This window comes from Nocardia sp. CY15 (assembly GCF_009829295.1).
Classification (GTDB): Bacteria; Actinomycetota; Actinomycetes; order Mycobacteriales; family Mycobacteriaceae; genus Nocardia; species Nocardia sputi.
The window spans coordinates 22104-47817 of sequence record NZ_VUOT01000007.1; the positions used below are offsets into that span (position 1 = coordinate 22104).

The 25714-nt window shown below is 66.8% G+C and carries 26 protein-coding genes; 17 read left to right on the forward strand and 9 right to left on the reverse strand.

The annotated features are described in order from the left end of the window. The first annotated feature begins 165 nt into the window (after positions 1-165). On the forward strand, positions 166-651 hold the full coding sequence (locus tag GVY39_RS11100; protein WP_159923550.1) for a hypothetical protein: 486 nt from the start codon (positions 166-168) through the stop codon (positions 649-651). Here GVY39_RS11100 and GVY39_RS11105 read toward each other — a convergent pair. Together GVY39_RS11105 and GVY39_RS11110 are read right to left on the reverse strand one after the other, a co-directional pair. Beyond that, positions 644-1993, reverse strand: coding sequence for an MFS transporter (locus GVY39_RS11105; protein WP_321209631.1), 1350 nt, complete (start codon positions 1991-1993; stop codon positions 644-646). The two genes, GVY39_RS11100 and GVY39_RS11105, sit on opposite strands and share 8 nt — an antisense overlap. Positions 1994-2066: 73 nt before the next feature. After that, the gene (locus tag GVY39_RS11110) at positions 2067-2531 is read right to left on the reverse strand and encodes an NUDIX hydrolase (protein WP_236565416.1); all 465 of its coding nucleotides are present in this window, start codon (positions 2529-2531) and stop codon (positions 2067-2069) included. 235 nt (positions 2532-2766) lie between these two features. Between GVY39_RS11110 and GVY39_RS11115 the strand changes: the two genes are divergently transcribed. Beyond that, positions 2767-3552 carry a pirin-like bicupin family protein gene (locus GVY39_RS11115; RefSeq protein WP_159923644.1) on the forward strand — a complete coding sequence of 262 codons (786 nt, stop codon included), beginning with the start codon at positions 2767-2769 and terminating at the stop codon, positions 3550-3552. A gap of 114 nt (positions 3553-3666) precedes the next feature. Beyond that, positions 3667-4170: a DUF4190 domain-containing protein gene (locus GVY39_RS11120; RefSeq protein ID WP_159923546.1), complete on the forward strand. Its 504-nt coding sequence runs from the start codon at positions 3667-3669 to the stop codon at positions 4168-4170. On the opposite strand, the gene GVY39_RS11125 is transcribed toward GVY39_RS11120, so the two are convergent. After that, positions 4139-4663 carry a hypothetical protein gene (locus GVY39_RS11125; protein ID WP_159923544.1) on the reverse strand — a complete coding sequence of 175 codons (525 nt, stop codon included), beginning with the start codon at positions 4661-4663 and terminating at the stop codon, positions 4139-4141. The two genes, GVY39_RS11120 and GVY39_RS11125, sit on opposite strands and share 32 nt — an antisense overlap. Before the next feature lie 135 nt (positions 4664-4798). On the opposite strand from GVY39_RS11125, the gene GVY39_RS11130 reads away from it, so the two are divergent. The 3 genes from GVY39_RS11130 (at position 4799) to GVY39_RS11140 (ending at position 8127) form a co-directional block, all read left to right on the forward strand. Continuing rightward, positions 4799-5650, forward strand: a complete 852-nt coding sequence (locus GVY39_RS11130; protein WP_159923542.1) for a Scr1 family TA system antitoxin-like transcriptional regulator — start codon at positions 4799-4801, stop codon at positions 5648-5650. 10 nt (positions 5651-5660) lie between these two features. Beyond that, positions 5661-6035, forward strand: a complete 375-nt coding sequence (locus tag GVY39_RS11135) for a DUF397 domain-containing protein (protein WP_159923540.1) — start codon at positions 5661-5663, stop codon at positions 6033-6035. Positions 6036-6108: 73 nt separating this feature from the next. Next, positions 6109-8127, forward strand: coding sequence for a M13 family metallopeptidase (locus GVY39_RS11140; protein WP_159923538.1), 2019 nt, complete (start codon positions 6109-6111; stop codon positions 8125-8127). 111 nt (positions 8128-8238) lie between these two features. Here the strand turns inward: GVY39_RS11140 and GVY39_RS11145 are convergent, their stop codons facing one another. From GVY39_RS11145 to GVY39_RS11155, 3 genes are all read right to left on the reverse strand, one after another. Then, complete coding sequence (locus GVY39_RS11145) at positions 8239-9138, reverse strand: L,D-transpeptidase (protein WP_159923536.1); 900 nt, start codon at positions 9136-9138, stop codon at positions 8239-8241. 437 nt (positions 9139-9575) lie between these two features. Further along, a complete protein-coding gene (locus GVY39_RS11150) occupies positions 9576-10862 on the reverse strand; it encodes a serine hydrolase domain-containing protein (RefSeq protein ID WP_195069966.1) in 1287 nt (428 codons plus the stop codon). A gap of 64 nt (positions 10863-10926) precedes the next feature. Beyond that, positions 10927-11442 carry a DUF6764 family protein gene (locus GVY39_RS11155; protein WP_159923532.1) on the reverse strand — a complete coding sequence of 172 codons (516 nt, stop codon included), beginning with the start codon at positions 11440-11442 and terminating at the stop codon, positions 10927-10929. A 189-nt stretch (positions 11443-11631) separates the two neighbouring features. On the opposite strand from GVY39_RS11155, the gene GVY39_RS11160 reads away from it, so the two are divergent. Beyond that, positions 11632-12258 carry a hypothetical protein gene (locus GVY39_RS11160; protein ID WP_159923530.1) on the forward strand — a complete coding sequence of 209 codons (627 nt, stop codon included), beginning with the start codon at positions 11632-11634 and terminating at the stop codon, positions 12256-12258. 40 nt (positions 12259-12298) lie between these two features. Then, positions 12299-13750, forward strand: coding sequence for an MFS transporter (locus GVY39_RS11165; protein WP_159923528.1), 1452 nt, complete (start codon positions 12299-12301; stop codon positions 13748-13750). Positions 13751-13826: 76 nt separating this feature from the next. Here GVY39_RS11165 and GVY39_RS11170 read toward each other — a convergent pair whose 3' ends face one another. Continuing rightward, positions 13827-14501: a S1 family peptidase gene (locus GVY39_RS11170; RefSeq protein WP_159923526.1), complete on the reverse strand. Its 675-nt coding sequence runs from the start codon at positions 14499-14501 to the stop codon at positions 13827-13829. A 526-nt stretch (positions 14502-15027) separates the two neighbouring features. Between GVY39_RS11170 and GVY39_RS11175 the strand changes: the two genes are divergently transcribed. The 9 genes from GVY39_RS11175 (at position 15028) to GVY39_RS11215 (ending at position 24585) form a co-directional block, all read left to right on the forward strand. After that, on the forward strand, positions 15028-15882 hold the full coding sequence (locus tag GVY39_RS11175) for an ABC transporter permease (RefSeq protein ID WP_159923524.1): 855 nt from the start codon (positions 15028-15030) through the stop codon (positions 15880-15882). Positions 15883-15886: 4 nt separating this feature from the next. Then, on the forward strand, positions 15887-16750 hold the full coding sequence (locus tag GVY39_RS11180; protein WP_159923522.1) for an ABC transporter permease: 864 nt from the start codon (positions 15887-15889) through the stop codon (positions 16748-16750). A 7-nt stretch (positions 16751-16757) separates the two neighbouring features. After that, entirely contained in the window at positions 16758-18248 is a 1491-nt protein-coding gene (locus GVY39_RS11185) for an MlaD family protein (RefSeq protein WP_159923520.1), read from the forward strand. Beyond that, a complete protein-coding gene (locus GVY39_RS11190; RefSeq protein WP_159923518.1) occupies positions 18245-19288 on the forward strand; it encodes an MCE family protein in 1044 nt (347 codons plus the stop codon). The genes GVY39_RS11185 and GVY39_RS11190 overlap by 4 nt, the downstream gene beginning before the upstream one ends. Further along, positions 19288-20286, forward strand: a complete 999-nt coding sequence (locus tag GVY39_RS11195; RefSeq protein ID WP_159923642.1) for an MCE family protein — start codon at positions 19288-19290, stop codon at positions 20284-20286. Before GVY39_RS11190 ends, GVY39_RS11195 begins: the two co-directional genes overlap by 1 nt. A gap of 8 nt (positions 20287-20294) precedes the next feature. Continuing rightward, on the forward strand, positions 20295-21392 hold the full coding sequence (locus tag GVY39_RS11200; protein ID WP_223519649.1) for an MCE family protein: 1098 nt from the start codon (positions 20295-20297) through the stop codon (positions 21390-21392). 8 nt (positions 21393-21400) lie between these two features. After that, complete coding sequence (locus GVY39_RS11205; protein ID WP_159923514.1) at positions 21401-22492, forward strand: MCE family protein; 1092 nt, start codon at positions 21401-21403, stop codon at positions 22490-22492. Next, entirely contained in the window at positions 22489-23667 is a 1179-nt protein-coding gene (locus GVY39_RS11210; RefSeq protein ID WP_159923512.1) for an MlaD family protein, read from the forward strand. The genes GVY39_RS11205 and GVY39_RS11210 overlap by 4 nt, the downstream gene beginning before the upstream one ends. A gap of 132 nt (positions 23668-23799) precedes the next feature. Beyond that, entirely contained in the window at positions 23800-24585 is a 786-nt protein-coding gene (locus GVY39_RS11215) for a hypothetical protein (RefSeq protein ID WP_159923510.1), read from the forward strand. Between the two features lie 74 nt (positions 24586-24659). Here GVY39_RS11215 and GVY39_RS11220 read toward each other — a convergent pair whose 3' ends face one another. Further along, positions 24660-25232, reverse strand: a complete 573-nt coding sequence (locus GVY39_RS11220) for a ribonuclease H (RefSeq protein ID WP_159923508.1) — start codon at positions 25230-25232, stop codon at positions 24660-24662. A 10-nt stretch (positions 25233-25242) separates the two neighbouring features. Further along, positions 25243-25713: an SRPBCC family protein gene (locus tag GVY39_RS11225; protein ID WP_159923506.1), complete on the reverse strand. Its 471-nt coding sequence runs from the start codon at positions 25711-25713 to the stop codon at positions 25243-25245. Position 25714 lies beyond the last annotated feature (1 nt).

Consider the following 25714-nt stretch of genomic DNA (forward strand, 5'->3'; position numbering starts at 1 on the left):
CGTACCGCGTCGGGGTCGTGCACCGGAAAACCCATGTCGTGTGGACTCCTGTCGGTCGGCCGCTGACAGGTCAACTTACCGGAACAAGGCCCGCGAACGGGGGACGGCGAATCGAAAAAGCCCACGTGATGGAACCGGCGTCGCGGCGGGCGCGTCCAAAGACATATGAACGAGATCGAGTACGTGTTCGGTACCGGTGACGGACCCGTGCATGTCTGGACCAGCGAGGCCGATCTGGAACTCGGCAATACGGGCGCGGCCGACGCGGTGCGGCTGGATTTCGACGGCGACGGCATCGCCGACGACGCGCTGTGGGACACGGCAGGCTCGGGCCGCGCCGACATCGCGGCGCTGGATCTCGACGACGACGGTGTGCTCGACCATTTCTTCACCGATCCCACCGGCCTCGGCACGTGGAACCACGAGATCACGGGTCTGCCCGGCGATGCGGACAGCGAGCCGCTCGACTGGATCGTCCGCACCGACGCGGACGTGCCGGATCGTCTGCTCGGCGACACTCGACTACCGGATTCCGATCGTGCGGCCGCACGGCCCGGCGGCGCGGTGCCAGACGCGCTGCCCGAGCACCTCGCGCACTGGCTGAGCCGCGAAGACGAGCGAAAATCCGGCGACGAACCGTCTTTCAGCTGATCGCGCCGCGTCGCGTGTTCAACGCGATGGCCACGATGCCCGCGGCGTAGATCGCGGCGCCGGCCAGCACCACCCCCGCCGATCGGCCGTCGGCCGGAACGATCAGGGCCGCGGCCGCGATCGCCAGCACGAACGCGACGTTGAAGACGGTGTCCTGCAGCGCGAACACCTGACCGCGGCGGGCGTCGTCGATATCGATCTGCATGGTCGCGTCACCGGTCAGCTTGATCGTCTGTCCGGCGAGTCCGAGGAGGAAGGCGCCGGCCAGGAGAAGTTGGTGCGCACGCTCCACCGCGGCGCCCGAGTCTGCGAACGCGATCGGCGTGACCAGCGTCAGTTGCACCAGCATCGCGGTGATCAGGCCGACGACCACGGTGCGCGCCCGTCCCAGCCGGGGGATGAGCAGTGGCGCGACGCCGGCGGCCACCAGCATGCCCGCCGCGGTGGCGGCGATCGCGACGCCGAAGCCGACCAAGCCCCCGCTGAGTCCGGAGCCGTCGATCGGAGTCTGGCGTAACACCAGCACCATGATCAGCGTATTGACGCCGAAGACGATCCGATGCGTGCCGATGCCCAGCATCGCGGTCGTGACCGCTCTGGACTCCCACACCGCCGTCGCGCCGGTACGCAGACCGGTGGCGATCGCGTGCACGGTGTTGTCCCCCTTCGCCGCGTCCGGCGCGGGACCGAGCGCCCGCGGCCGGAACCCCGCCGCCAAGGCCGCACCGAGCACCGACCCGGCGCCGCTGATGGTGACCGCGACCGCCGAGGCCCAGTCTCCCGCCCCGATCAGCCCGATGATTCCCACCGCCATGGCCGCGCCCAATCCGGCGCATCCGGACGCGACCGTGGCCAGCACCGAGTTCATCGGCACCAGCCACTCCTGCGGCAGTATCCGCGGCAGCGCCGCCGAGACCCCCGCCAGGACGAAACGGCTGACGCCGACCACAGCCAAAGCCAGCAGCAGCAGCGGCGTCTCGCCGACCCCGGCCAGCAGGCCCGCGCTCACCAGCGCGATCAGAACGGCGCGCAGTACGTTGGCCACCAGCAGCACGGTGCGCCGGTCCCAACGATCCAGCAGCGCGCCCGCGTACGGGCCGATCAGCGAATACGGCAGCAGAAGTACCGCGAAGCCCGCCGCGATGGCCGTCGGATCGGTCTGCCGCTCCGGATTGAACAGGATCGCGCCCGACAGCGCCGCCTGGAACATCCCGTCGCCGAACTGCCCGGCGAAACGCACAACGGCCAGCCGCGACACGCCCGGGCTTGCCCGAAGTGTGGCGCGCAGTCCACCCGGCCGTTGCTCCGCGGGAGTGAGGCCTTCGGCGGGACCAGTCGACACGTCCGCGAGCGTACTGCGTTCGCCGACGTCGCCGCACGCTCGCGCGTCGGGCGCGAAGGACGCGGCGCGCGAGTCAGACCCGGTCGACCAGCATGCTCACCATCCGCCGCATATCCGGCGCCATCGGCAGCTCGTCGAGCGCGGTAGCGTCGATCCACGCGAACGCGTCGTGCTCCCCTGGCGCGAGGGCGACATCGCCTGGCTCCGCCTCCACGACGAAGCAATATTTCCGCACTTTCGACTTGGTCCGGGTCGCGTAATCGAATCCGTCGAGGAAGTCGGTGACGGCGCGCATCCGCAACCCCGTTTCCTCCAGCAATTCCCGCTCGACGCACTCGGCGAATGTCTCCCCCGATTCGACACCTCCTCCGGGCAGTTCGTACATACCGCCGTGATAGTCGTCCGCGACTCGGCGCACCACCAGGAGCAGGTTTTCGCGGAACACGGCGACGCCGACCACGAAATGCGCGATGCCATCGCGACGCGCTTCGCTGCGGAGTTGCTGCTCGATCCGGGCGAGGTCATCGGGCTGGAGCACGTCGTTACCTCCGGGCGGCGTTGCGGCGCTTGGCAATCGGGACCGGACCGCGATATCCGACGAGGTGGCCCGACGTTTCGACGTACCGGTTGGTTCTGCTCGCCTCCCGTTCACCTTCCGGTCGCTCGCGTAAAATGCCGAGTGCGGCACAATTTACTAGGAATGTGGAGTACCGCGGTGGAAGTGCTCCTACCCTGAATGGCGATCGGTGCACGGTCCCGAGAGGAGGACCATGATGTCCACACTCACGACACCACACATCGATGTCCACCGTGGCGGCGACCGCATGAAGACGCGGGTCTCCTGGCTGGATTCGAAGCATTCGTTCTCCTTCGGGGAGCACTACGATCCCGACAACACCCACCACGGCCTGCTGCTGGTCAACAACGAAGACGTCGTCTCCCCGGGCCAGGGTTTCGACACCCACCCGCATCGGGACATGGAGATCGTCACCTGGGTGCTAGGGGGCAGTCTGGTGCACCAGGATTCCCTGGGCCACAGCGGCGTCATCTATCCGGGGCTGGCCCAGCGTATGAGCGCGGGCACCGGCATCCTGCATTCTGAGAAGAACGACGCGTGGCGGTTGGACGGCCGAGCCCCCGAACACGACGAGCCCGTGCATTTCGTGCAGATGTGGGTCGTGCCCGACGAACCGGGTCTCACCCCCGGCTACGAGCAGCTCGAAATCGATGACGAACTGGCAGGCGGTGGCCTGGTGACGGTCGCCTCGGGACTGCCCCGGTACCGCGATCGGACTGCCATCGCCATCAACAGCAGCCATTCGGCGCTGCATGTGGCGCGGATGGCCGGCGCGGAGTCGGGCGAGCAGGTGATCGATCTGCCCGATGCGCCGTACTTGCATTTGTTCGTGGCGCGCGGGGAGGTGGACATGGAGGGTGTCGGCCCGCTCTACGAGGGGGACGCGGTGCGTTTGACCAGGTCGGGAGGCCAACGTGTGGTGGCGCGCAGGCCTTCGGAAATCTTGGTTTGGGAGATGCACGCGAGGCTGGGCGCCCAGTAGCCGTTTCGCATTAACATCCGTCCGCGGGGAGCGCGATCAGTAGGCGACCGCCGCGCACCTCCGGACCACCTCGTCCGGACCGAGCATCGCGAGGCACCGACGGAGAGGAAGTCCATGTCGCAATATCCGCCCCCGCCGCCCGGCCAGTACCCGCCGCCCGGGCAATATCCGCAGCCGCCGGGCGGCCAGTACCCGGGCGGCCCCGCCTACTGGCAGGAATCGCCGAAAGGCAGGGGCCTGGCGATCACCGCGCTGGTGCTCGGCATCCTCGCGCTGCTGTTCTTCTGGACGGTCGTCGGCGGCTACCTCTTCGGCATCTTGGCCGTCATCCTCGGGATCGTCGCGGTGTTCAAGGCCCGTGCGGGCACCGCCGGAGGCATGGGGATGGCGATCACCGGTGTGGTCCTCGGCGCGCTGGGCATCGTCGGCGCCATCCTGCTCACCATCGTGGGTTACAGCTTCTTCGTCGACTCGGGCGGAAAAGACTTCGTGGACTGTGTGAACAAGGCGGGCAACGACCAGGCCGAGATCGAGCGGTGCGAGCGCGAGTGGAATCAGAAGCTGGAGGACAAGTTCAGCATCACGCTCACTCCACCGCCCGCGCCGACGCCCCGGTAGCCGCCGCGCACGCCCGGGTCGTGGCGATCACCTCGGCGAAATCACGGCGGAAGTCGCCGTCGGGCGCCGCGACCCAGGTTCGGTAGCCGCTGTGCTCGTCGGTGGGTGAGGGCAGCACGATATGGCTGCCCGGCAACCCGATCGAGGCGCAGACCCGGAAAAGGTCGGTGAACAGTCCGGTATCCAGGTACGAGTTGTCTGTAGGCCCGGTCAGGAAAGTCCAGCGATCCGCGCGCGGATGCGCGATGATCGGCCCCGGCCGGGCCTCGGGCCCCGCGGCCAGCCGCTCGCGCACCTGTCGGCCGAACCCGCTCGGCATCACGACCGCGCCGACCGAGCCCACTTCCAGCATGATGCGACCGAGGAGCGGGTCAACGAGACCGTAGAGCCCGTTGTCATCGCGGTAGCGACGGCAGCGAGCGAACGCGTCCTGGATCGACGGGAAATCCGTGGACGCCAGATGCCTGCCCGATTGGATGCGCGATGTACTCATGACGAACAACCTCGCCTCGCTGTGGTGGACGCGTGCTCGGAAGAATCGATCGCTGGACCCGACCCTAGTCCTGGGCAAGTCACTTGACAATAGTCACCACGACCGCGCGGCGGAGTGGGCGTAGCATCCCCACACATGGCACCCGTCTCGCCCACCGTTGCCCGCTGGGAACTGGTGCTTCGGCTGCGGGAACTGCGTGAACAGCGCGGGTTCGACTCCGCGGGCTTCGCCAGGCGGGTGGGCTTCACGCCGGCCAACTGGTCGCACGTGGAGAAAGGCAGGCGCGTACTGACCACCGAGACCATCGGCCCGGTGCTCGAACTGCTGGAGGTGGAAGCCGAGGAGCGCGCGGAGCTGCTCGCCTTGCTCGAGGCCAGCAAGCAGCGCGGATGGTGGGCGAGGTCCTCGGCGTTGATCGGACCGGAGCTGCAGCGGCTCTACGGCATGGAATACGGTGCGCAGAGCATCCGCAGCTACGACAGCCTCGTCGTTCCGGGGCTGCTGCAGACCGAGGACTACGCTCGCGCGTTGATCAGCGCCGACGTGATGATCCGGCCTGTCCAGGTCGAGCAGCTGGTGGCGATCCGGATGCGGCGCCAAGAGCGGCTGCGCGGCGCGGACCCGGTCGAGTTGACCGCGGTGTTCGGTGAGGGCACTCTGCTCCAGCAGACCGGCGGCCCGGACGTATTGCGGGGACAGTTGCGCTACCTGGCCGATCTGATCGAAGAACTGGACACCGTCGAGGTGCGCGTGATCCCGTTCGCGGCCACCGCGGGCGCGGTACTCGGCGGGTCCAGCTTCCACCTCATCGACTTCGCCGGCGAGCAACTGCCCACCTTCGGCTGGGTGGAGAGCGCGGTGTTCGGCGGGGCCGTCGAGGACCCGGATCTGGTCCGCGATCTACGCTTCGCCTACCTGCGCGCGGTGGACCAATCGTTGTCACGGTTGGACTCATTGGCCCTGATCAGACGCTATTCCGGCGTGTAAAATCCTGCCCATGGCCATCACCGCGCGGCCGGTACGTACCGGCTGGTTCACATCGACCAGATCGAACAATGGCAACCAATGCGTCGAGGTCCGGTTCGATGGTGATGCGGTGCTCATCCGTGACAGCAAATATCGCCGCGACCCGGCGAACCGCCCCGCCGAAGAGCCCGTCATCACCGTCACCGCAGCCGAATGGACCGCGTTCCTCGATACCCTGCGCACCCGCGGGCGATCGAATGGCGAACTGCGCGCACACACCGCCGCCAACGGTCACACCACTCTGCGTCACGGCGGAATCACCCTCGTCTACACCCCCGAGGAGTGGGACGCCTTCCTGCTCGGCGCCTACGACGGCGAATTCGATTGCATCGTCTTGCCTGCCTGATTTCCCTGTTCGACGCCCCCGGTCGGCTGCGGCCGGGGGCCGACTCATCCCCCACATCGGCATACTGGAGACCGTGACTTCCGAACCGACCCGTCCTTCCGGTATCGATCTGTCCTACCTCGACCAGGGCGTGCGGGTGCAGGATGACTTGTTCGCGCACGTAAACGGCAAATGGCTGGCCGAGCACAAGATCCCGGCCGACCGGGCCGTGGACGGCGCCTTCCGCGCGCTGTACGACCAGGCGGAGCTGGACGTCAAGGCAATCATCCAGAATGCCGCGGACGCCGGCGCCGAGCCGGGCAGCGACGCCCGCAAGATCGGTGACCTGTACTCCAGCTTCATGGACACCGACGCGGTGGCCGCCGCCGGGCTCGCGCCGATCGCCGCCGAACTCGCCGCGATCGCCGAGGTCGGCGACAAGGTGGCTTTCGCGTCGCTGCTCGGCTGGTTGCAGCGCACCGGCGTCGGTGGCGCCGTCGCCGTGTTCGTCGACACCGACGACAAGGACTCCGACCGCTATCTGGTGCACGCCACCCAGTCCGGCATCGGCCTGCCCGACGAGTCGTATTACCGGCAGGACGAGTTCGCCGAGATCCGCGCGAAGTACATCGCGCACATCAACCGCATGTTCGCCCTGGCTGCCGCCGACCCGCAGGTCGCCGGGCTGCTGCCGGACGAACTCGACACCGTGGGCGAGCGCGTCTTCGCGCTGGAGCGGAAACTGGCCGCCGGGCACTGGGACGTGGTACGCCGCCGTGACGCCGAACTCAGGTACAACCTGACCACCTTCGACGCGTTGGCCGCCGAAAACCCCGAGTTCGACTGGGCCGCGTGGACTTCCGCGCTGGCCGAAGGCGTCGAGGGGGCAGGGTCCGAGCTGTTCGCCGAGGTGGTCGTCCGCCAGCCGGATTATCTGCGCACGTTCGCCCGGCTCTGGGCCGACGAGCCGCTCGCGAACTGGCGGGCATGGGCGGCGTGGCGGGTGCTGCGCTCGCGTGCACCGTATCTGACCGACGAGGTGGTCGAGGAGAACTTCGACTTCTACGGCCGCACGCTCACCGGCGCGGAGGAGAATCGGGAGCGCTGGAAGCGCGGCGTCACGCTGGTGCAGGACCTGCTGGGCGAGGCGGTCGGCAAACTGTATGTGGCCGAACATTTCCCGCCGCAGGCCAAGGCACGGATGGTCGAGTTGGTGGCCAATCTGCAGGAGGCCTACCGCCGCAACATCGCCGAGCTGGAGTGGATGGGCCAGGGCACCAGGATCGCCGCGCTGGAGAAACTGGAGAAGTTCACCCCGAAGATCGGCTATCCGGACAAGTGGCGGGACTACTCGGGCGTGGTGATCGACCCGGCCGACCTGGTCGGCAACTACCGCAGAGGCTACGCCGCCGAGCACGATCGGGAGTTGAGCAAGCTCGGCGGTCCGGTCGACCGGGACGAGTGGTTCATGACGCCCCAGACGGTGAACGCCTACTACAACCCGGGTATGAACGAGATCGTCTTCCCGGCCGCCATTCTCCAGCCGCCGTTTTTCGACATGAACGCCGACGACGCGGCCAACTACGGCGGCATCGGCGCGGTGATCGGTCACGAGATCGGGCACGGCTTCGACGACCAGGGCGCGAAGTACGACGGCGACGGCAACATGGTCGACTGGTGGACCGACGAGGACCGCGCCGAATTCGGCAAGCGGACAAAGGCGTTGATCGATCAGTACGACGTGCTCTCCCCCAAGGATCTGCCGGACGAGCACACCGTGAACGGCCAGTTCACCATCGGCGAGAACATCGGTGACCTCGGCGGCCTCTCCATCGCGCTGGAGGCGTACAAGATCTCGCTCGGCGGCGCCGACGCGCCGGAGATCGACGGGCTCACCGGCCTGCAACGGGTGTTCTACGGCTGGGCGCAAGTGTGGCGCACGAAAGCCCGCACAGAGGAAGCCATTCGGCGCCTGGCCACCGATCCGCACTCGCCGCCGGAGTTCCGCTGCAATGCCGTCGTGCGCAATATCGACCGCTTCCACGAGGCGTTCGGCGTCGAACCCGGCGATGCGCTGTACCTGGAACCCGCTGAGCGCGTGAAGATCTGGTGATTGCCGGGCCCGAGCGGTCTTGAAGAAAGCAAAAGCCGAACACTACGACCGATCGCCTCGAGCAATCGTTCGTAGTGTTCGGCTTCAGGTGGACCCGGGGTTGCCGGACCCTCAGTTCCAGTCGCCCAATCCGTCGCTCGCGCTGAGCGTGCCGCCCTGGGTGTTCTGCACGATCACCGGGTCGCCCCGCCGCGCGTTCTCGAAGAACCACTTGCCGTCTTCGGTGCTGACGTTCAGGCAGCCGTGGCTGGCGTTGGAGACGCCCTGCTGCGCGACCGACCAGGGAGCCGCGTGCACGAAGATGCCGCTGTTGGAGATGCGGGTGGCGTACTCGACCTCGAGCTTGTAGCCCTCGGGGTCGGTGATCGGCACGCCGTAGGTCGACGAGTCCATGATCATCTTGCGCTGCTGCTCGCCGACGATGTAGATGCCGTTCGGCGTCTCGTGCTTGGGCTTGCCCATCGAGGTGGGCATTTCCCGCACCACCTCCCCGTTGCGGGTGACGGTGATGGTGTGGGTCTCGTCGTCGGCGGTCGCAACGAACGCGTCACCGATGCGGAACGAGCTGGTGGTGCCGCCCGCCTGCACCTGCACGTCGGTGTTGTCCGGCCAGAAGTCGTTCGGCCGCCAGCGCACCTGCTTGTCGCCGCGCCAGTAGAAGTGGCCGGGAACAGGCTTCGACGAGGTGATCTGAATGGCCTTCTCGGCGGTGGCGTGGTCGGTCACCGGTTCCTTGAAGGTGATGATGATCGGCTGTGCGACGCCGACGACCTCGCCGTCGGCGATGTTGATCGAGGGCGGCGCGAAGTTCGCCTGCGGGGTGGGCTCGGTGGCCGCGGCGGCCGAGCCGGTGCCGATCCCCGGGATCGGTTCGGCGTGCGCGGGCGCGACGAGCAGAACACCGGCCGTCGCGATCGCGGCGGACAGCAGGACGCCCTCGCGCATCCGGCGGGTCAGCCGCGCTCCCCTGCGGCGAGCAGGCAACGACCCGGTGTGCAAAGCGGCATGCATAGGTTAATCGTCCATTCCATCTCTCGCGCGCACGCAGACGCACGCGTAGCGAGATCTTTCATTTCAGCGCGGAGTCAGAAGAGCGGCCCCACTGGTATCGACGGCCCGACCCGTTGTCCATTCCTACCGTCCCGGCGCGTACCGAAGCCAGTTGTATTTCAGAGTTATTCACCACAGCGAGTTGTTGTGGCTCAGGTCACAATTGATTACGTCGGGTATAGATGAGGGGAAACGTCCCGGTCACGCGGGATCGCGCAGCGCCGAGTCGGTAGCCGAGCGGTCGCGAAATATGGTTCGCCACAAACCTGTTAGTGATGAAGCTCACTGAGGATGGCGGACGAAATCGGGCGATACGGACCGGTAGTGATGGTGTGCGGCGCAGAGCCCGCGACCACACCGGTTCGGTGCGCCCGGCAGCCTCGTAGAAGCGGCCGAGCCTAGTGTGCGGCCTGCTTGTGCTTGTGCACCGTGGTCTGCGCCGTTGCCGCCAGTCGCGCCAGCCTGGCGTCGCCGAGCGCGGTCACCATGCTGCCGAGCCCGTTGGTCACGAACGCGATCGACATGCCGAGATCCAGGTCGGCGTACGCGCCCGAGCCGCCCACCCCGTAATGGCCGAACGCATGGTGTGGTTGCTGCTTGGACATCAGCACCGGACGGTGATAGCCGAGCGTGAAGCGAATCGGCACGCCGAGCACGTAGTCGCGGCTCTGGGCGGGCTGCACCCGACCGATCGTCTCGATCGTTTTCGGGTCCAGGAACCGCACGACCCGCTCTGATTCGGCCGCGCCGACACCGTACACGCCCCGATCCGCCCGGCCCGCGTAGACGACGCCGCCGTTGGCCAAGGCCCCGTACATCCGCGCCAGCGCGCGCGCCGAGAACACCCCGTTCCAGCCCGGCATCACCGAGTCGTGCACCCGGGGGTCGCGGACCAGCTCGTCGAAGCTCTCCGGCATGCCGGCCTCGGCCAGCCCGCGCACCGGCCGCACCCAGGACAGCACCGAAGAGGCCGTGTTCCAGCGAATGCCCGGCGGACCGAGGGGGCGGAAGATCTTGGCGATCCGGTGTCGTTCGGATTCCGGGACGCGGAACCAGTACTCATCCAGGCCGAGCGGCTCGGCGATCTCGCTGCGCAGCACATCGGTGAACGACGCGCCCGTCACCCGTTGCACGATTTCGGCGACCAGCCAGCCGAAGGTGATCGCGTGATAGCCGGAGGTGCGGATGCGCCGGGGGTCCGGCGGGCTGTCGGCCAGCGCCCGCACCACGGCGTCGTAGTTCAGGATGCCTTCGCGGCCGGGGACCAGGCCGCGCACCCGGTGCAAGCCGGCGCGGTGACACAGCACGTCACGAACCGTGATGTCGTCTTTGCCGTGCGCGGCGAACTCCGGCCAGTATTCGGCGACCGGTGTGTCGTAGCCGATCAGCCCGCGTTCGGCCAGGCGATGCACCACAGTCGAGGCCACGCCCTTGCCGGTGGAGAAGGTCAGCGCGACGGTTTCGCCGTTCCAGCGGCGCTCCTTGTCCGCCCAGCCGGCCCAGATGTCGACCACGGGGCGGCCGTCGAGGTAGACCGCCAGCGCGCCGCCCCCGCGCGCGGGCTGGGCGAACATGCCGAAGAACTGATCGGCCAGCCGGATGAAACGCGGGTCGACCAGCATTTCGCGCGGTGCCGCCAGTTTCGCGCGCGTGGAATCAGCGGGCTCGAAGCCGTCCGCCGCCATTGCCGAAACCATGGGGTCACCTCCTGACCGCCGTTATCCGGGCTGGTCAACCAGGGTAACTCGTTCAGTCGGTCTGCCAGAGCCCGAAAGGCGTGGCCAGGCATGCGTCGCCGGTACCCGCGTTCCACGCGAAGGCAGCCACGCCCAGGCAGACGACCGCTTGTTCGGCGGTCTCCACCCCCGCTCGCGACCCTTCGAACGCGATCGAGACCGCGAACGTCCGCGCCTCGGGATCGTCGGTGGTCGAGGTCAGCGCGACGGCGTCCGGGCCGAGGCCGACCGCCACCGGAACTCCACCGGCACCCGAGCTCGCGCCGACGCCTCCCGCCGCGCCGATGCCGATGGCCGTCGCGCCGAGGGTCGCGTTGGCGTAGCCGACCCCGTCGATGCCGGTGGCTGTGGCCGTGGCTCGGCCGTGACTGTCGGTCGCCGCTCGGCAGGCCGTCTCCCCGTCGATGACGGTGATGTCGGTCCCGTGTTCGGATCGGCAGTGCACATCGACAGCGGCAGCCGTTCCCGGAAAGACGAGGGAGCCTCCGATCGCGGCGGTGGAACACGCGATTGCGCTGATCAGCTTCACCGGGGACTCCTCTCGCACCAGAAATCCCACCATACCCAGACCTATTGACCGCCGCGCGTTTCCGGCTCCGGCTCGACGTGCGCTCGGTCCATGGTGTATTCATGGCGTGGTATTTCAAGCACAGCCATGGCAACTTCGGATTCCGGGGGCGTGAGTTCGCCAAAGCGTTACAGCTCGGGAGGACTGTACGTGTCTCGTCAACTGACCTGGGGTCGTCTCGCCTTCGCCGGTCTCGCCATCGCGGCCGGGCTGACGTTGGTCGGGTGCAGTTCCACGATCAACGGTACCGCCCAGCCCGCCGTCGACAACGGCACGATCGACGCGGTCTCGGTGACCAACACGCCGAAACCGTCGTCCGGCAAACCCACCCCGAGCACCGGCAAGCCGACGACGAGCAAGCCCAGCGGCGACACCGACTTCCAGGCCGAGGTCGGTGACTGCGTGACACTCGGCGGCACCACCACCAACGCCACCATCGAGAAGGCGTCCTGCGGTAGTCGCGCCTCGAACTACAAGGTGATCGACAAGAAGGCCAAGAGCTCGCAGTGCAGCAGCGACGCCGACAACTACTACGCCGAGACGATCAACGGCATCGAACAAGGCGCGTTCTGCCTGGACATCGACTGGGTGGTCGGTGGCTGCATGGACGTCGGCGGCGATGATCCCAAGCGCATCGACTGCGCCGGTTCGTCGCCCGCGAAGGGTGTGAAGGTGGTCAAGATCCAGCAGGGCGCCGACGACGTCAGCGTCTGCGGCAGCGGCACCGGGTACGTCTACGACAAGCGCCGTTTCGTCGTCTGTGTCCAGGAACTCTGACCGGAACTTCCCATCGCCGGTGGACCGCTAAGTTGAGTTGGTGAGCACCACCGAGCTACCGCGGCTGCGGTCCGGCAGCGGTCGTTGGATTCTGCTGGCCACCATCCTCGGATCGTCGGTGGCCTCGCTCGACGCGACGGTCGTGAACATCGCGCTGCCGCGGATCGGCGAATCGCTGCATACGGATGTGGCCGGGCTGCAATGGACGCTGAACGGGTACACCCTCACCCTCGCCTCGTTCATCCTGCTCGGCGGCTCGCTCGGCGACAAACTCGGCCGCCGCCGGGTCTTCGTGTGGGGAACCGTGGCCTTCGCGATCGCGTCCGTGCTCTGCGGCGCCGCGACGAGCATCGAAATGCTGGTAGGGGCCCGGATCCTGCAGGGCGTCGCGGGCGCGATGCTCACCCCGGGCAGCCTGGCCCTGATCTCCTCATCGATCGATCGGCGCGACCAGGGCGCGGCGATCGGCCTGTGGTCCGGATTCGGTGGTGTGGCGGGCGCGCTCGGGCCGTTTCTCGGTGGCTGGCTCATCGAGGTCGCGGGGTGGCGGTCCATCTTCTTCCTCAACATTCCGCTCGCCCTGGTCGTGGTGCTGGTCGCGCTGAGACATGTGCCGGAAAGCCGCGATCCGAACGCGGCGGGGAAGCTCGACGTGCCCGGCGCGCTGGTGGTGGCGGTCGCGCTCGGTGCGCTGACCCTGGGACTGATCGACACCATGCCCCTGCTCATCGTGGCCGGTGTGGTGCTGCTCGGGGCCTTCGTTCTGATCGAATTGCGCAGTGACCACCCGCTGGTGCCGCCGTCGCTGTTCAGTTCCCGGGTGTTCACCGCCGCGAATCTCGTGACGCTGGCGGTCTACGCCGCACTCGGGGGCGTGTTCTTCCTGCTGGTGCTGGAACTGCAGTTGGTGGCGGGATACTCGCCGCTGATGTCCGGCGTCGCGACCGTGCCGGTCACGTTGATCATGCTCGTGCTCTCGGCTCCGGCCGGGCGCTGGGCGCAAGTGCACGGGCCGCGAATCCCGATGACCGCCGGCCCGCTGCTGGCGGCGGCGGGTCTGGTGCTGTTGCTGCGCATCGGACCCGACACCGGGTACCTGACCGATGTGCTGCCCGGCGTCCTCGTCTTCGGGCTGGGGCTCGCGGTGCTGGTCGCGCCGCTGACCGGGGCGGTGCTCGGCGCGGTCCCGGCCGGTGAGGCGGGCATCGCCTCGGGCGTGAACAATGCCGTGGCGCGGACCGCGCAACTGCTCGCCGTCGCGGCGCTGCCCGGGCTCGTCGGTATCTCGGATGCCCTGGATGATCCGGCAGCCTTCGACGACGGCTTCGCCGCCGCGATGTGGCTGTGCGCCGGACTGCTGGTGACCGGGGCGGTACTCGCAGCGGTGCTGCTACGTCCGGAGCGGCGCGCGCCCACATTGGACAGCGTCGACTGCATGCCGCAGTGCGCGGTCGCCGGTCCGGCGGTGGCGCCGGCCGGAAGCGAGAAATAAGCGGCCCGAACGGATCGCTGTCCGCTCGGGCCGCTCATCGAATGGCGTCGGTGTTCGATTCAGGTCGGTATTCGATTCAGATCGGAATGTAGCCCGCGCCGACGCCGCCGCGTCCGTTGACGTCGGCCATGATCGCGCTCATGTTGGTGCCGACCTCAGGACCGAAGCAAGCCAGAGCCAGGTAGGCGTTCACCATGCCCACCAGCGTCGAGCCGACGACGACCGGAGCACCGGAGTCGCCTTCCACCACGCACATCTGGCTCCAGGTCTCGACATTCGTCCGGAACACGTCGCCCCACGCGATACCGCAGGTGTTACCGGTGGTGCGCCCTTCCTTGCAGACGATCTGCGGGAAGGTGGCCGGTGCGCCGAGTCCGGTGATGGTGACGTTGCCGATCCGGTTCACCGGGGTGATCCTGCCCGGATCGAACTGGATGACGGCGTAGTCGAGGTCGTGGTTGGAGTAGACGAACCGGCCGATCACGCCCGCGCCCCGATCGGCTTCGGCGTAGACCTGTGCGCCCGGGTCGCCGCAGTGGCCCGCGGTCAGTCCGACCAGACGCCCCGCGTTGTCGTGGCCGACAGTCGTGACCGTGCATTCGAATTGGTTGTCGATGATGATGCCGGATCCACCGCCCAACACCGGCGGGCCCGTTTGGGCGTTAGCGGCCCCAGCGCCCGTGCCGAGCAGCGCCGCGCCCAGGGCGACGGCGAAGGCGGCGTTGGCCACCTTGGCGAGTTTGCTGAACATGTCCCTCCAGACGTCGGAAGCCCGCACGATATCAATCTGTCGCACCCATCGTGTCAGTAATCGACCTCGGGCGCGTCACCTACTCCGGGGTTGTCCCCACTGCTCGGCGCTTCAACCCTATTTAATACATTCTAGATCAAACGTATCTTACCTCTTCGATAGCATTCGGCTATCGCATTTGTGAAAATCCCGTGGCCGTTAGTGATTCGGTGATAGTAAGGAGTCGTCGTGTTGGTCTCCGGAAACAAAATTGATTTTCGATGATAAATCTCCAAGTAATTCGTCGATCCGCTCGGCATAGCTGCGGATTCGCGCAGGTGGGCTGTGGCTTGTGCTAGAGGTCGGGCACCTGACTTTGGGCTCGTTCCCAGTGTTTCCAGGCGTCGACCATTGCTTTCCGGCAACAGTGAGCGACATCTATGACTGCGATCACAAGGGGGTGGTGTGTTCCGCACTACTCCGTAGTAAGGTGCGTCAAGCAAACGAGTCGTCGGGGCAGCCAACCGGCGTCGAGGAGGATTAGCCAGTGCAGTCGACCGAGAGTCCACCAACAGGGTCACGGTTCAGTGATGCGGTCGATTGGACGAGGTCTTACTGGCAAGATCATCCGAAGCGTTCGCTGGAGACTTTCGGCAGGCAGATCACCATGGGCTTCGCCGCCGTCGCCGAACTGTTCGTCTCGATTTTCCGCAGGCGCTTTCCCTTCGGCGAGTTCGTCCGGCAATGCGCGTTCATGGCCAGTGTCTCCGCGGCGCCGACGCTGCTGGTCGCCATCCCCATCGGCGTGATCGTCTCCATCCAGGTCGGATCGGTCGCCGGTCAGGTCGGCGCCACCTCGTTCATCGGCGCGGCCAACGGCCTCGGCATTATTCAGCAGGGCGCCCCGCTGGTCACCTCGCTGATGATCGCGGGCGCCGTCGGCTCCGCGGTCTGCGCCGACCTCGGCTCGCGCACCATCCGCGAGGAGATCGACGCCATGAAGGTCATGGGCGTCGACCCGCTGCGCAGGCTGGTGGCTCCGCGCCTGGGCGCCGCGATGCTGGTGAGCGTGCTGCTGTGCGGCTTCGTGGTCTTCGTCGGATTCTTGACCGGCTACATCTTCAATATCTTCGCGCAGAACGGCACGCCCGGCTCCTACGTCGGCACCTTCTCGTCGTTCGCGGTGACCACCGATCTGCTTGTCGCTCTCGGGAAATCGCTGATTTTCGGCCTGCTCGCGGCAATCATCGCCTGCGATACCGGATTGAACACCCGGGGCGGCCCCGGCGGTGTCGCCAACTCGGTGAATTCCGCAGTGGTGAGTTCCGCCATCATGCTGTTCGGGGTGAACCTCATCATCACCCAGGTTTACAACGCACTATTCCCGTCACAGGTGGTCTGAGCCGGTGTCATCAACCTATGTACCGCCGCTGCTGCGGCCTCTCCAGACGATCCGGAAATCCGCGCACGCACCGGTCGATCTGCTCGCCAGGCTCGGCCACCAGGTGTTCTTCCTGTTGCGCTCGATCGGGTCGATTCCGCTGGCGCTCAAGCATTACCCCAAGGAAGTGTGGCGCCTGCTCTCGGACGTCACCTGGGGCAACGGCAATCTCATCGTCGGTGGCGGCACCATCGGCGTCGTCGTCATTCTGAGCGCCTTCGGCGGCATGACCGTGGGCATCCAGGGTTACAACTCGTTGAACCTGCTCGGCCTGAGTCCGATCACCGGTGCGATATCGGCGTTCGCGACCACCCGCGAACTCGGCCCGCTGCTGGCGACACTGGCCTTCGCCGCCCAGGCCGGCTGCCGGTTCACCGCGCAGCTGGGCGCCATGCGCATCTCCGAGGAGATCGACGCGCTGGAATCCATCGCCATCCGGCCGCTGCCCTATCTGATCAGCACCAGGATGTTCGCGGCGATGGTGGCCATCATTCCGCTCTACTGCCTCGGCCTCACCATGGCCTACGTCTCCTGCGCGCTGACCGTGCAGCTGATCGGCGGCACCGCCACCGGCACCTACCAGCACTACTTCTATCAGTTCCTCATCCCGACCGACGTCATCTACTCGCTGATCAAGGCGATCCTGTTCGTAGCGATCACCACGTTCATCCAGTGCTACTACGGCTTCTTCGCCTCCGGTGGCCCCGAGGGCGTCGGCGTGGCCGCGGGCCGTGCGATCAAGATGTGCATCATCGCGGTCGTTTTCGCGAACCTGTTCATGACATTGGCTATCTGGGGTGTCAACCCAGGCATTCGGATCTCGGGGTAAATACCAGATGATCATCGATCCCAGTGGGCGCGGGCCCACGATGCGACAGTTGCTGATCGCAGGCGTGTGCGGTCTGGTCGTCTTCGCGTTGGTGCTCGGCTTCCTGATGTTGCGCTACCAGGGGTATTTCCAGGAGAAGATCAACGTCACGGCGAACCTGACCACCACGGGTGACGGTCTGCCCGAGCAGGCCGACGTCAAGTTCCGCGGCGTGCTCGTCGGCGCGGTGAAGACCGTCGATGTCGCGGCCAAGGGTGAGCTGCAGAAGGTCCGGATCGAGATGAAGCCGGAATTCGCCGGCGACATCCCGGCCAACGTGACCGCCCGCGTGGTGCCGAGCAATCTCTTCGCCGTCACCTCGGTCGAACTCGTCTTCAACGGCCCGGCCGACCAGTACCTGCACGAGGGTTCGGTCATCGAGGAGGACCGCAGCAAGGGAACCATCGCGCTGCAGGACACGCTCACCACGGTGCGCAACATCCTCGACAAGATCGATCCGGTGCAATTCGGCCGGGTCCTCGGCACCCTGTCCCAGGCGTTGGACGGCAGCGGCCGGATGCCCGGCTCCACCGTCGAGCGGCTGGACCGCTGGCTGCTGGCCGTCGATGAGTCCATCCCGGATCTCGGTGTGCTGCTGAGCGACTTCTCCGCTTCGTTCAACGCGCTCAACCAGTCCGCGCCCGAGCTGGTCGACGTGCTCGGCAGCTCGGTGCAGACCGCGCGCACCATCGCAGACCGCCGCAGTGAGCTGGTCTCCCTGATCACCGGCACCGCCGGAACCATCGAGACGGTCAACGACCTGTTCGCCCGCAACCCCAACGTCGGCATCGAGGTCACCGCCGGTACGAACGACATGTTCGGCGCACTCGCCGCGGACCCGGACGCGATCACCAGGAGCCTGTTGAACCTGAGCGAGACGATGCGGCGGATGGACACCACGTTCACCTGGGGTCCGCAGAAGCAGCAGGTCTGGGACGCCGGTCTCACGCTCACCCCGTACCGCCCGTACACCGTGGCCGACTGCCCGCGCTACGGCGAGATGGTCGGCCCGAGCTGCTACACCGCACCCGCCGTCGCCGACGTCGGCGAGCTGCCCGAACAGCTGAAGCCGCGCGCGCTGGACTCGGCCGCCGGGCTCCCGCCGGTGGTGCCCATGCCCGGTCTGCCGCTGATTCCCGGCGTCACCACCCCGGACCCGAACCGCGCCACCGCGGCCGCCCCCACCGGCGGCGTGCCCGCGCCGTTCGCGGGCACCCCGCTCGAAGGTCTGTTCCCGATGCTGCCGCCGGGCTTGCTCCCGCCCGCCGCGGCACCGGCGCCCGCCGCTCCGGCTGCCGCGCCCGAGGGCACGCCGTCGGCGGCGCCGATCTCCTACCGGGGCGACTCGGCGATCACCGCGCTGCTCGGCCGCAAGCCGACCACCGCCGAATATCTGCTGCTGAGCTCGATTCTGAAGGGCGGAACCATGCAGGTGTCCGACAACGGTGCCCGACGATGAGCATTCGCAAACCGCTGATCGGATTCAGCATCTTCGCCATCGTGTCGATCCTGGTGACGGTGGTGGTGTGGAACACGCTGGCGCGCATCGTCAGCGGTGACACCTACACCTATTCCGCGACGTTCTCCGACGTGCTCGGTTTGCACGAAGGCGACGACGTCCGCATGGCGGGCGTGCGGGTCGGCAAGGTCGAGAAGATCGAGCGGGGCCGGGACGCGAACCTGAAGAAATCGGTCGCGAAGGTCACCTTCGTCGTGCAGCGCGACCAGACGATCTACGACGACACCAAGGCGCTGGTCCGTTACCAGAACCTGATCGGCCAGCGGTATGTGGCGCTGGCTCCCGGCAAGGCGCCGAACCCCGCGCCGCTGAGGAACAACGGTTCGATCCCGATCGACCGCACCGAGCCGTCGTTCGACGTGTCGGGTCTGCTCAACGGCTTCCAGCCCCTGTTCCAGGTGTTGCAGCCGGAGCAGGTCAACCGGCTGTCGGAGACGTTCATCCAGGCATTGCAGGGGGACGGCGTCTCATTGAGCGCGTTCATCGTCCAGGCTGCCCAGCTGGCCACCGACTTCCAGCGCAGAGACGCGATCCTGTCCGATGTGATCACCAACCTGTCGGGCGTGATGTCGGGGTTGGCGAAACGAGGAGATGAATTGGAGACCCTGGTAACCCAGACCCGGGCCTTGATCGGCGGGCTGTACGAGCAAGGACAGTCCTTGCTCGCATCCACCGAGCAGATCGCGAGCGCGACCACGTCACTGGTCGGCATGATGGACCAGATCCAGCCGAGCTTGCGCAACGCGCAGAACTCCACCAGCGCGGCGCTGACGCTGTTGCTGGACAACGGCGCCAAACTCGACCAGGCGGCGATCGACCTGCCGAACGTCTTGTCGGCGGCGGGCAGGCACACCTCCGAGGGCGCCTACGCCAACGCCTACCTGTGCGGGCTGGACGTGTCGCTCTACGGCATCCTCTTCCCCCGCGGTCTGTTCTCCCAGATCGGCGGAACCTCGCACTCGGCGGTGTGCCGCCCATGATGACCAGACTCAGGTCCAGGTTCGAAAGCAACCGGTACTTCTGGTTGGGCATCATCGGCGGCGTCCTCATCGTGGTGCTGCTGCTGGTGTCCAGCGTGTACAAGCTCATCGGCGTCGGCGAGCAGTCGATCAAAGCCGAGTTCGTGCAGGCCGCGGGCATCAAGGTCGGCGACAAGGTGAACATCGCGGGCGTGTCCTCCGGCCGGGTCGTCGACGCCGAACTGGAGGGCAGCCACGTGCTGCTCACGCTGAGCGTCAGCGACGACGTGAAGCTCGGCCCGGACGCCCGCGCCTCGATCAAGATGGCCACGCTGCTCGGCGCCAGGTACGTCGACCTGGAGCCGGGCGACGGCTCGGGCCTGAAGGGCAAGCGGATCCCGGTCTCCAACACCGCGGTTCCGTACAACCTGGCCGACGTGGTGCAGGTCGGCACCCCGAAGTTCGAAGCGCTCGACACCAGGAAGCTGGCCGAGTCGCTGAACCTGATCAACGAGCAGATGAACGGCTCGCCTCAGCTCACCGCCCAGGCACTGGACAGCGTCGGCGCACTGGCCAAAGTGATCGATAGCCGCAAGACCGAGGTGGACATCCTGCTCAAGGATTTGGACCGCGTCACCCAGATCCTCGGCGACAACCGCAACAGCATTCTGCTGGTGATCACCCAAGGCGAGGCCATCGCGAATCGGGTGATGGAGCGCCAGGCACTGCTGCGCCAGCTGCTGGACAACATCGCCGCCCTGACCAAGCAGCTGGAGGTGATCGGCGCGGAGAACAACGATCAGCTCGGCCCGACCATCCAGCAGCTGAACACCATGGCCGAAGGCTTGCAGAAGAACAAGGACAACCTGGACCGGATGCTGTCGCTCATGCCGCCGACCGTGCGCTACCTGGCGAACTCCTGGGGTGGCAGCGGTCCGTACGGTGACGTCGGCCTGCCGTGGCTGTTCCCGGACAACTGGTTGTGCTTCGCCGAAGTTATCGAGGGGTGCCAGGGATGAGATTCCGCATGGGCTTTCGGCCCGAGACCGTCGCGAAGACGCTGATGATCAGCGCCGCCGCGCTGACGGTCGGCAGTTGCTCGCTGCTGCCGAGCTCGGTGAACGACGCATTGGGTAATACCCTCCAGATCACCGCGGACTTCGACAACATCGCGGGCATCTACGAGGGCAACCCGATCACGGTGCTCGGGCTCGATGTCGGCAAGGTCGACAAGATCGTGCCCAAGGGCACTCTGGTCGAGGTGCACATGTCGATCGACAAGGACGTGAAGGTCCCGAAGGACGCGGTCGCCGCGATCATCTCGCCGTCCATCGTGACCGACCGGCACATCGAGCTCACCCCCGTCTACACCGGCGGCGAGACCTTGTCCGACGGCGCGCACCTGCCCAAGGCCCGTACCAAGACGCCGGTCGAGCTGGACACGATGATCAAGACCATCGACCAGTTCGCGGCCGCGCTGAAGCCGGAGCCGGGCCAGGAGGGCATCGGCCCGCTGTCCGGCCGGGTGCTCTACCCCATGCTCAACGGCAACGGCGAGAAGATTCGCGACACCCTCAACGCGCTGTCGAGTGCGCTGAAGGTCGGTGTGGACAACAAGGACGCGATCTCCAGCATCATCATCAAGCTGAACGATCTCACCACCATGCTGGCCGAGAACGACCAGTCGGTGCGCGACTTCAGCAACCGGGTCACCCAGATGACCGGCCTGCTCGCCGAGCAGGCCCCCGGCCTGCAGGCCACGCTCGACCAACTGCTCGCCTTCCTGCGGAACACCAGCACCACGTTGACCCAGTACGAGGATCAGTTGTCGGGGACCATGACCGGCCTGACCAACGTGACCCAGCAGCTGCGCGACAACGCTTACGGCCTCACCGAAGTCGCCGACCTGGCGCCGATGGTCATGCAGAACATCGACGGGATCGTCAACCGCGAGCACGGGTACGTCCGGCTGCACGCGGTGATCGGCACCGCGCTGTCGGGTGAGATCGTCAGCCTGTTCTGCGAACGCATCCAAATGAAGGCCGACGGCTGCCGCACCGGGAACATGCAGGACTTCGGACCCGACTACGGGCTCACCGCCGCACTGCTCGGACTGACGAAATGACGTACCGAATGACGATCAAGGCACGCAGGGCGCTGGTCGCCGTGGCCGCGGTGGCCGGTGTGGCGGTCACCTCCGGCTGCGGGCTCACCGTGGAGAAGCTGCCGCTGCCGAAACCGGGTCTGGCCGGAGAGACCTACACCATCCACGCGGTCTTCGAGAACGCGCTGAACCTGCCCGATCAGGCGAAGGTGAAGATCGGCGGCTCGGACGTCGGCGTGGTCACCGACATCAAGACGAAGAACTTCCAGGCCATCGTGGACCTGACCATCAGCAAGGACATCGAGTTGCCCAAGGGCAGCACGGCGGAGCTGCGGCAGGCCACCCCCCTCGGCGACGTGTTCGTCGCGGTGTCCAAGCCCAAGACCGAGCCCGGCGCGGAAATGCTGAACGACGGCGACACGCTCACCCTCGACAGCACCTCCGCGGGCGCGACCGTCGAGCAGTTGCTCATCTCGGTCTCCATGCTGTTCAACGGCGGCGGCATCGCCAGCCTGTCCAAGCTGGGCTCCGAGCTGGACTCCATCGTCGGCGGCCGCGGCGAGCAGCTGGCCCACCTGATCACCGAGCTGACCGGCGTGGTGGGCAGCTTGAACGCCAACTCCGCCCGGATCGACAGCGTGCTCGGCGAGTTCAGCACTCTCGCCAACACGCTCGAGGGCAGGCGGGCACAACTGGGCGAAGTGGCCGACACGCTGCCGCAGATGATCGGCGCCGTCGCCGAGAACAACCGGGCCATCGGCGATCTGCTGACCAAGTTGTCGACGGCCAGCGCCGCACTCGGCAATTACGCCGACACCTCCAGCGAACAGCTGACCGGACTGCTGGAGAACACCCGCCAGCTGATGGACGCGATAGCCAAGACCGGTGACGGCTTCGGCGTACTGCTGGACCGGCTGCGGGAGATCCGGCCGAAGGTCGACGCGACCTTCCGCGGCAGCAGCTTCGCGGTGTACGCGACCGCGACCAACCTGGACATCAGCGCGCTCACCGATCCGGAGCACGGCAAGTTCCAGGATCTGCACGACTTGCAGGACTTCGCGGGCAGCCTCATCCAGGTGCTGCAACTGGTGCAGGGCCGGATCGCGGGAGGACAGCGATGAGTTCCCTGCGCAAATTGCTCGGACACAAGATATTCCTGTCGAACGTGGGCTTGGTGCTCGTGCTGCTGATCGGCGCGACCTACCTGATGGTGAACGTCATGCGGGTCAACCCGTTGGCGTCCGACTACACGGTGACGGTGAACCTGGACCGCTCCGGCGGTCTACAGCCCGGCAACGACGTGACGCTGCGCGGGTGGCGGATCGGCAAGGTGACCTCGATCGAGCTGACCGATCGCGGTCAGGCCATCGCCGCTACCGCGCAGATCGAGTCCAAGTACAAGATTCCGTTGGACACCCGGATCGCGGTGCAGGCGCTGTCCGGCGCGGGTGAGCAGTACATCGACTTCCGGCCCAACGCCGAGCAGGGGCCGTACCTGGCCAACGGCGCGGTGATCAAGTTCGATCCGGAGAAGATCTACACGCCCACGCCGGTGTGGTCGGTGCTGGACAACTCCAGCGCACTGATCGCGCAGATCAATCCGGACCACTTCCAGGTCATCCTGAACGAGCTGGACATCGCGCTCAGCGGGGGTCCGGATCAGCTGCGCGGCATGATCAACGGGATCAGCCTGGCGATGGCCGGCCTGGACTCATTGCTCCCCCAGACCACGAACCTGATCACCAACCTGCGTACCATCGCCAACACGACGTCCAACGCGCAGCCTGATCTCGCCACTCTGACCAGCAACTCGGGAGTGCTGTTCGAGCAGTTCAACAACGCGAACGCGGAACTGCAACGCGTGCTCGAGCAGGCGCCAGGTCAGCTCACCAGCCTCGGTGCGGTGGTGGACCGGACGGCCGATCCGATCACCAGCCTCGCGACCAACTTCCAGGCGATCACCAAGGCGGCGCAGCTGCGGCTGCCCGCGCTGCGCGCACTGTTCCCCTCGCTCGCACTCGGAGGCGAAGCGCTCGGCGTCCCGGCCCACAACGGCGAATTCCACGCCATGATCGACATCTGGCCGCGGCCGTTCTGCACCTACGACACCCCGAAGATCCGCAACGAGGTCGTGCAGGACGGCACGATCCCGAAGTGGAACTACTGTGAGAACCCTCCGCCGGGTCAGTTGATCCGCGGCGCCGCGAACGCGCCGCGGCCCGACGTGCCGAACAACGGCGCGCACATGCCGCCGGGTGTGGATCCGAACGAGCGGACCCTGCCTCCGGTGCGGTGAGTCGCACCCGGCCCGGCGGCCATCCCGTCGGCCGGGCATACTCGCTGGTGGAACGCCCAAGGTTCGCTCTCGCGAGCCGCTGAAGCCAATCGGGGCGCATCGACGCGCGCCGGGAAAGTGCAGGTTTTATCGATGTCTACCGACGACGCCGAGACCGACAAGGACGCCGAGAGCACGGCCGCCGCCTCCGACAAGGACACCGACGCGGTGACCGGGAAGTCGGAGGATGCCGCTGGCGCGGCGAAGCCCGAGATGTCCAAGGCGGAGAAGGCAGACAAATCCGAGCCGGCCGCGAAGCGTGACTCGCCCAAGGCGGCCGCGCCCTCCGGGAAATCCACGTCGCTCCCGCTGGTGGCCGCGTTCGTGGCCGGTGTGCTCGCGGTCGCGGCGATCACCGCGGTGGTCGTGTTCTTCATGCAGGGCAAGGACCGCGGCGACAAGCTCGACGCGATCCGCGACTCGACCAACGCCGCGTGCACCTTCGGCAAGGACGTCTCGGTCTACGACTATTCGAAGAACCTCGACGACTACTTCACCAAGGTGAAGGCCGGCTCGACGGGCGAGTTCCTCAAGGAGTTCGACGACGCGACCAAGGCGTTGAAGGACGCGATGACGCAGGCGCAGGTCAAGTCGTGGGTCGATGACGTGCAATGCGGCTACCAGTCGGGTGACACGACCTCGGCCAAAGTGCTGGTGACCCTCACGCAGTTCCGGACCAACTTCACCCAGACCAACCCCGAGCGCCAGTTCGTCGTGGTGATCGCCCAGCTGCAGAAATCGGGCGACAAGTGGCTGGTCGAGAAGCTCGATTCGCCGATGCTGAAGGGTGCGGGCACCGGACTGCCGGGCGCTCCCGCGCCGGGCGGAGCTCCGCAGCCCGCACCGTCTGGTCAACCCGCACCGCAGCCGGGCAACTAGCCGAGCGCCTCCGGCGGTGGGCCGAGCCACCACCGCCGGAGGTCATTCGGGCAGCTTTCGGCGATTCGGGCGCATCAGAACAGCGTCAAAGTCTGTGGCGCCGACGGCGCGGCCGCCTTCCCCGCGGCCTTGTCCTTCGGCGCTTCCGGCGCCGTCGACGCTTCCTCCACAGTCACCGCGAGCATTTCCACGGTGTTCGCCTCGGCGACAGCCGCGGTGACCGCGGCCTGCCGAGCCGCTTCTCCGGCCAGTGCGTCGGCCTGCTCGTTGAAATAGTTACCGACATGTCCCCGAACCCAACGGAACCGGACCGGGCCCGGCCTGCTCGCGATGGCCCGATCGATCTGCCGGACGAGTTCGACATTCTTCACCGCGCCACCGGTGGACGTGCGCCAGCCGTTGACCCGCCACCCTGCCACCCATTCCGAGGCGCACTTGATCGCATAGAGCGAATCGCTCTCGATGAGCAGGGGTTCGGACCCGGGATGGGCGACGATCGCCTCCAGCACCGCGCGCAACTCCGCGACCTGGTTGGTTCCGGACGCGGCTCCTCCGCTCGCCGAGGAGCCCTGATGATTGACCCAAGCCCAGCCGATGGCGCCGCCGGGATTGCGGAGGCAGGATCCGTCGGTGCTCACGATGATCATGGCTGGCACCCTACGCAATCCGACCGACAAGATCGGTACCGTGGAATTCCTCTATCTCCCTCCGTAACCGGGACTCGGTACGCCGTAGCGCCGATTTGACCGCGGCGTCGACAAGGCCGGCGCCGAGTCGCCCGGTGACTCCGCGAGGTGGACTGTACTCCGCCTCGGAGGTCAGCACCGAGCGTCCGTAACCCAACGGGTCGAAACGCAGTCTCAGCGTTCCGGACAATCGCCCCCGCAACGTATACTCGATCACCGCATTGCGGCGGTATTCGGTGATCTCGCAGGCGGAAGTCGGCCGCCACAGCGCGAGGCGTGTGGTGGTGGCGAAAGTCGCGCCGAGTCCGCGGTCCTGATCGCTGGTCGGCACGAAGTCCGCGATGCCGAACATCCAATCCGGTACGAACAGATGGTTGTCCGTGTAGTTGAAAGCGACCTCGACGGGCGCTCCGACGTCACTCGCGTACTTGATGTGGCCCATA

Excerpts from the sequence above, each read along its gene's own strand:
- GVY39_RS11100 (WP_159923550.1), top strand. The coding sequence starts at position 166 with ATGAACGAGATCGAGTACGTGTTCGGTACCGGTGACGGACCCGTGCAT.
- GVY39_RS11115 (WP_159923644.1), top strand. The coding sequence starts at position 2,767 with ATGTCCACACTCACGACACCACACATCGATGTCCACCGTGGCGGCGAC.
- GVY39_RS11120 (WP_159923546.1), top strand. The coding sequence starts at position 3,667 with ATGTCGCAATATCCGCCCCCGCCGCCCGGCCAGTACCCGCCGCCCGGG.
- GVY39_RS11125 (WP_159923544.1), bottom strand. The coding sequence starts at position 4,663 with ATGAGTACATCGCGCATCCAATCGGGCAGGCATCTGGCGTCCACGGAT.
- GVY39_RS11130 (WP_159923542.1), top strand. The coding sequence starts at position 4,799 with ATGGCACCCGTCTCGCCCACCGTTGCCCGCTGGGAACTGGTGCTTCGG.
- GVY39_RS11135 (WP_159923540.1), top strand. The coding sequence starts at position 5,661 with ATGGCCATCACCGCGCGGCCGGTACGTACCGGCTGGTTCACATCGACC.
- GVY39_RS11145 (WP_159923536.1), bottom strand. The coding sequence starts at position 9,138 with ATGCATGCCGCTTTGCACACCGGGTCGTTGCCTGCTCGCCGCAGGGGA.
- GVY39_RS11150 (WP_195069966.1), bottom strand. The coding sequence starts at position 10,862 with ATGGCGGCGGACGGCTTCGAGCCCGCTGATTCCACGCGCGCGAAACTG.
- GVY39_RS11170 (WP_159923526.1), bottom strand. The coding sequence starts at position 14,501 with ATGTTCAGCAAACTCGCCAAGGTGGCCAACGCCGCCTTCGCCGTCGCC.
- GVY39_RS11185 (WP_159923520.1), top strand. The coding sequence starts at position 16,758 with ATGATCATCGATCCCAGTGGGCGCGGGCCCACGATGCGACAGTTGCTG.
- GVY39_RS11190 (WP_159923518.1), top strand. The coding sequence starts at position 18,245 with ATGAGCATTCGCAAACCGCTGATCGGATTCAGCATCTTCGCCATCGTG.
- GVY39_RS11195 (WP_159923642.1), top strand. The coding sequence starts at position 19,288 with ATGACCAGACTCAGGTCCAGGTTCGAAAGCAACCGGTACTTCTGGTTG.
- GVY39_RS11200 (WP_223519649.1), top strand. The coding sequence starts at position 20,295 with ATGGGCTTTCGGCCCGAGACCGTCGCGAAGACGCTGATGATCAGCGCC.
- GVY39_RS11205 (WP_159923514.1), top strand. The coding sequence starts at position 21,401 with ATGACGATCAAGGCACGCAGGGCGCTGGTCGCCGTGGCCGCGGTGGCC.
- GVY39_RS11210 (WP_159923512.1), top strand. The coding sequence starts at position 22,489 with ATGAGTTCCCTGCGCAAATTGCTCGGACACAAGATATTCCTGTCGAAC.
- GVY39_RS11215 (WP_159923510.1), top strand. The coding sequence starts at position 23,800 with ATGTCTACCGACGACGCCGAGACCGACAAGGACGCCGAGAGCACGGCC.
- GVY39_RS11220 (WP_159923508.1), bottom strand. The coding sequence starts at position 25,232 with ATGATCATCGTGAGCACCGACGGATCCTGCCTCCGCAATCCCGGCGGC.
- GVY39_RS11225 (WP_159923506.1), bottom strand. The coding sequence starts at position 25,713 with ATGGGCCACATCAAGTACGCGAGTGACGTCGGAGCGCCCGTCGAGGTC.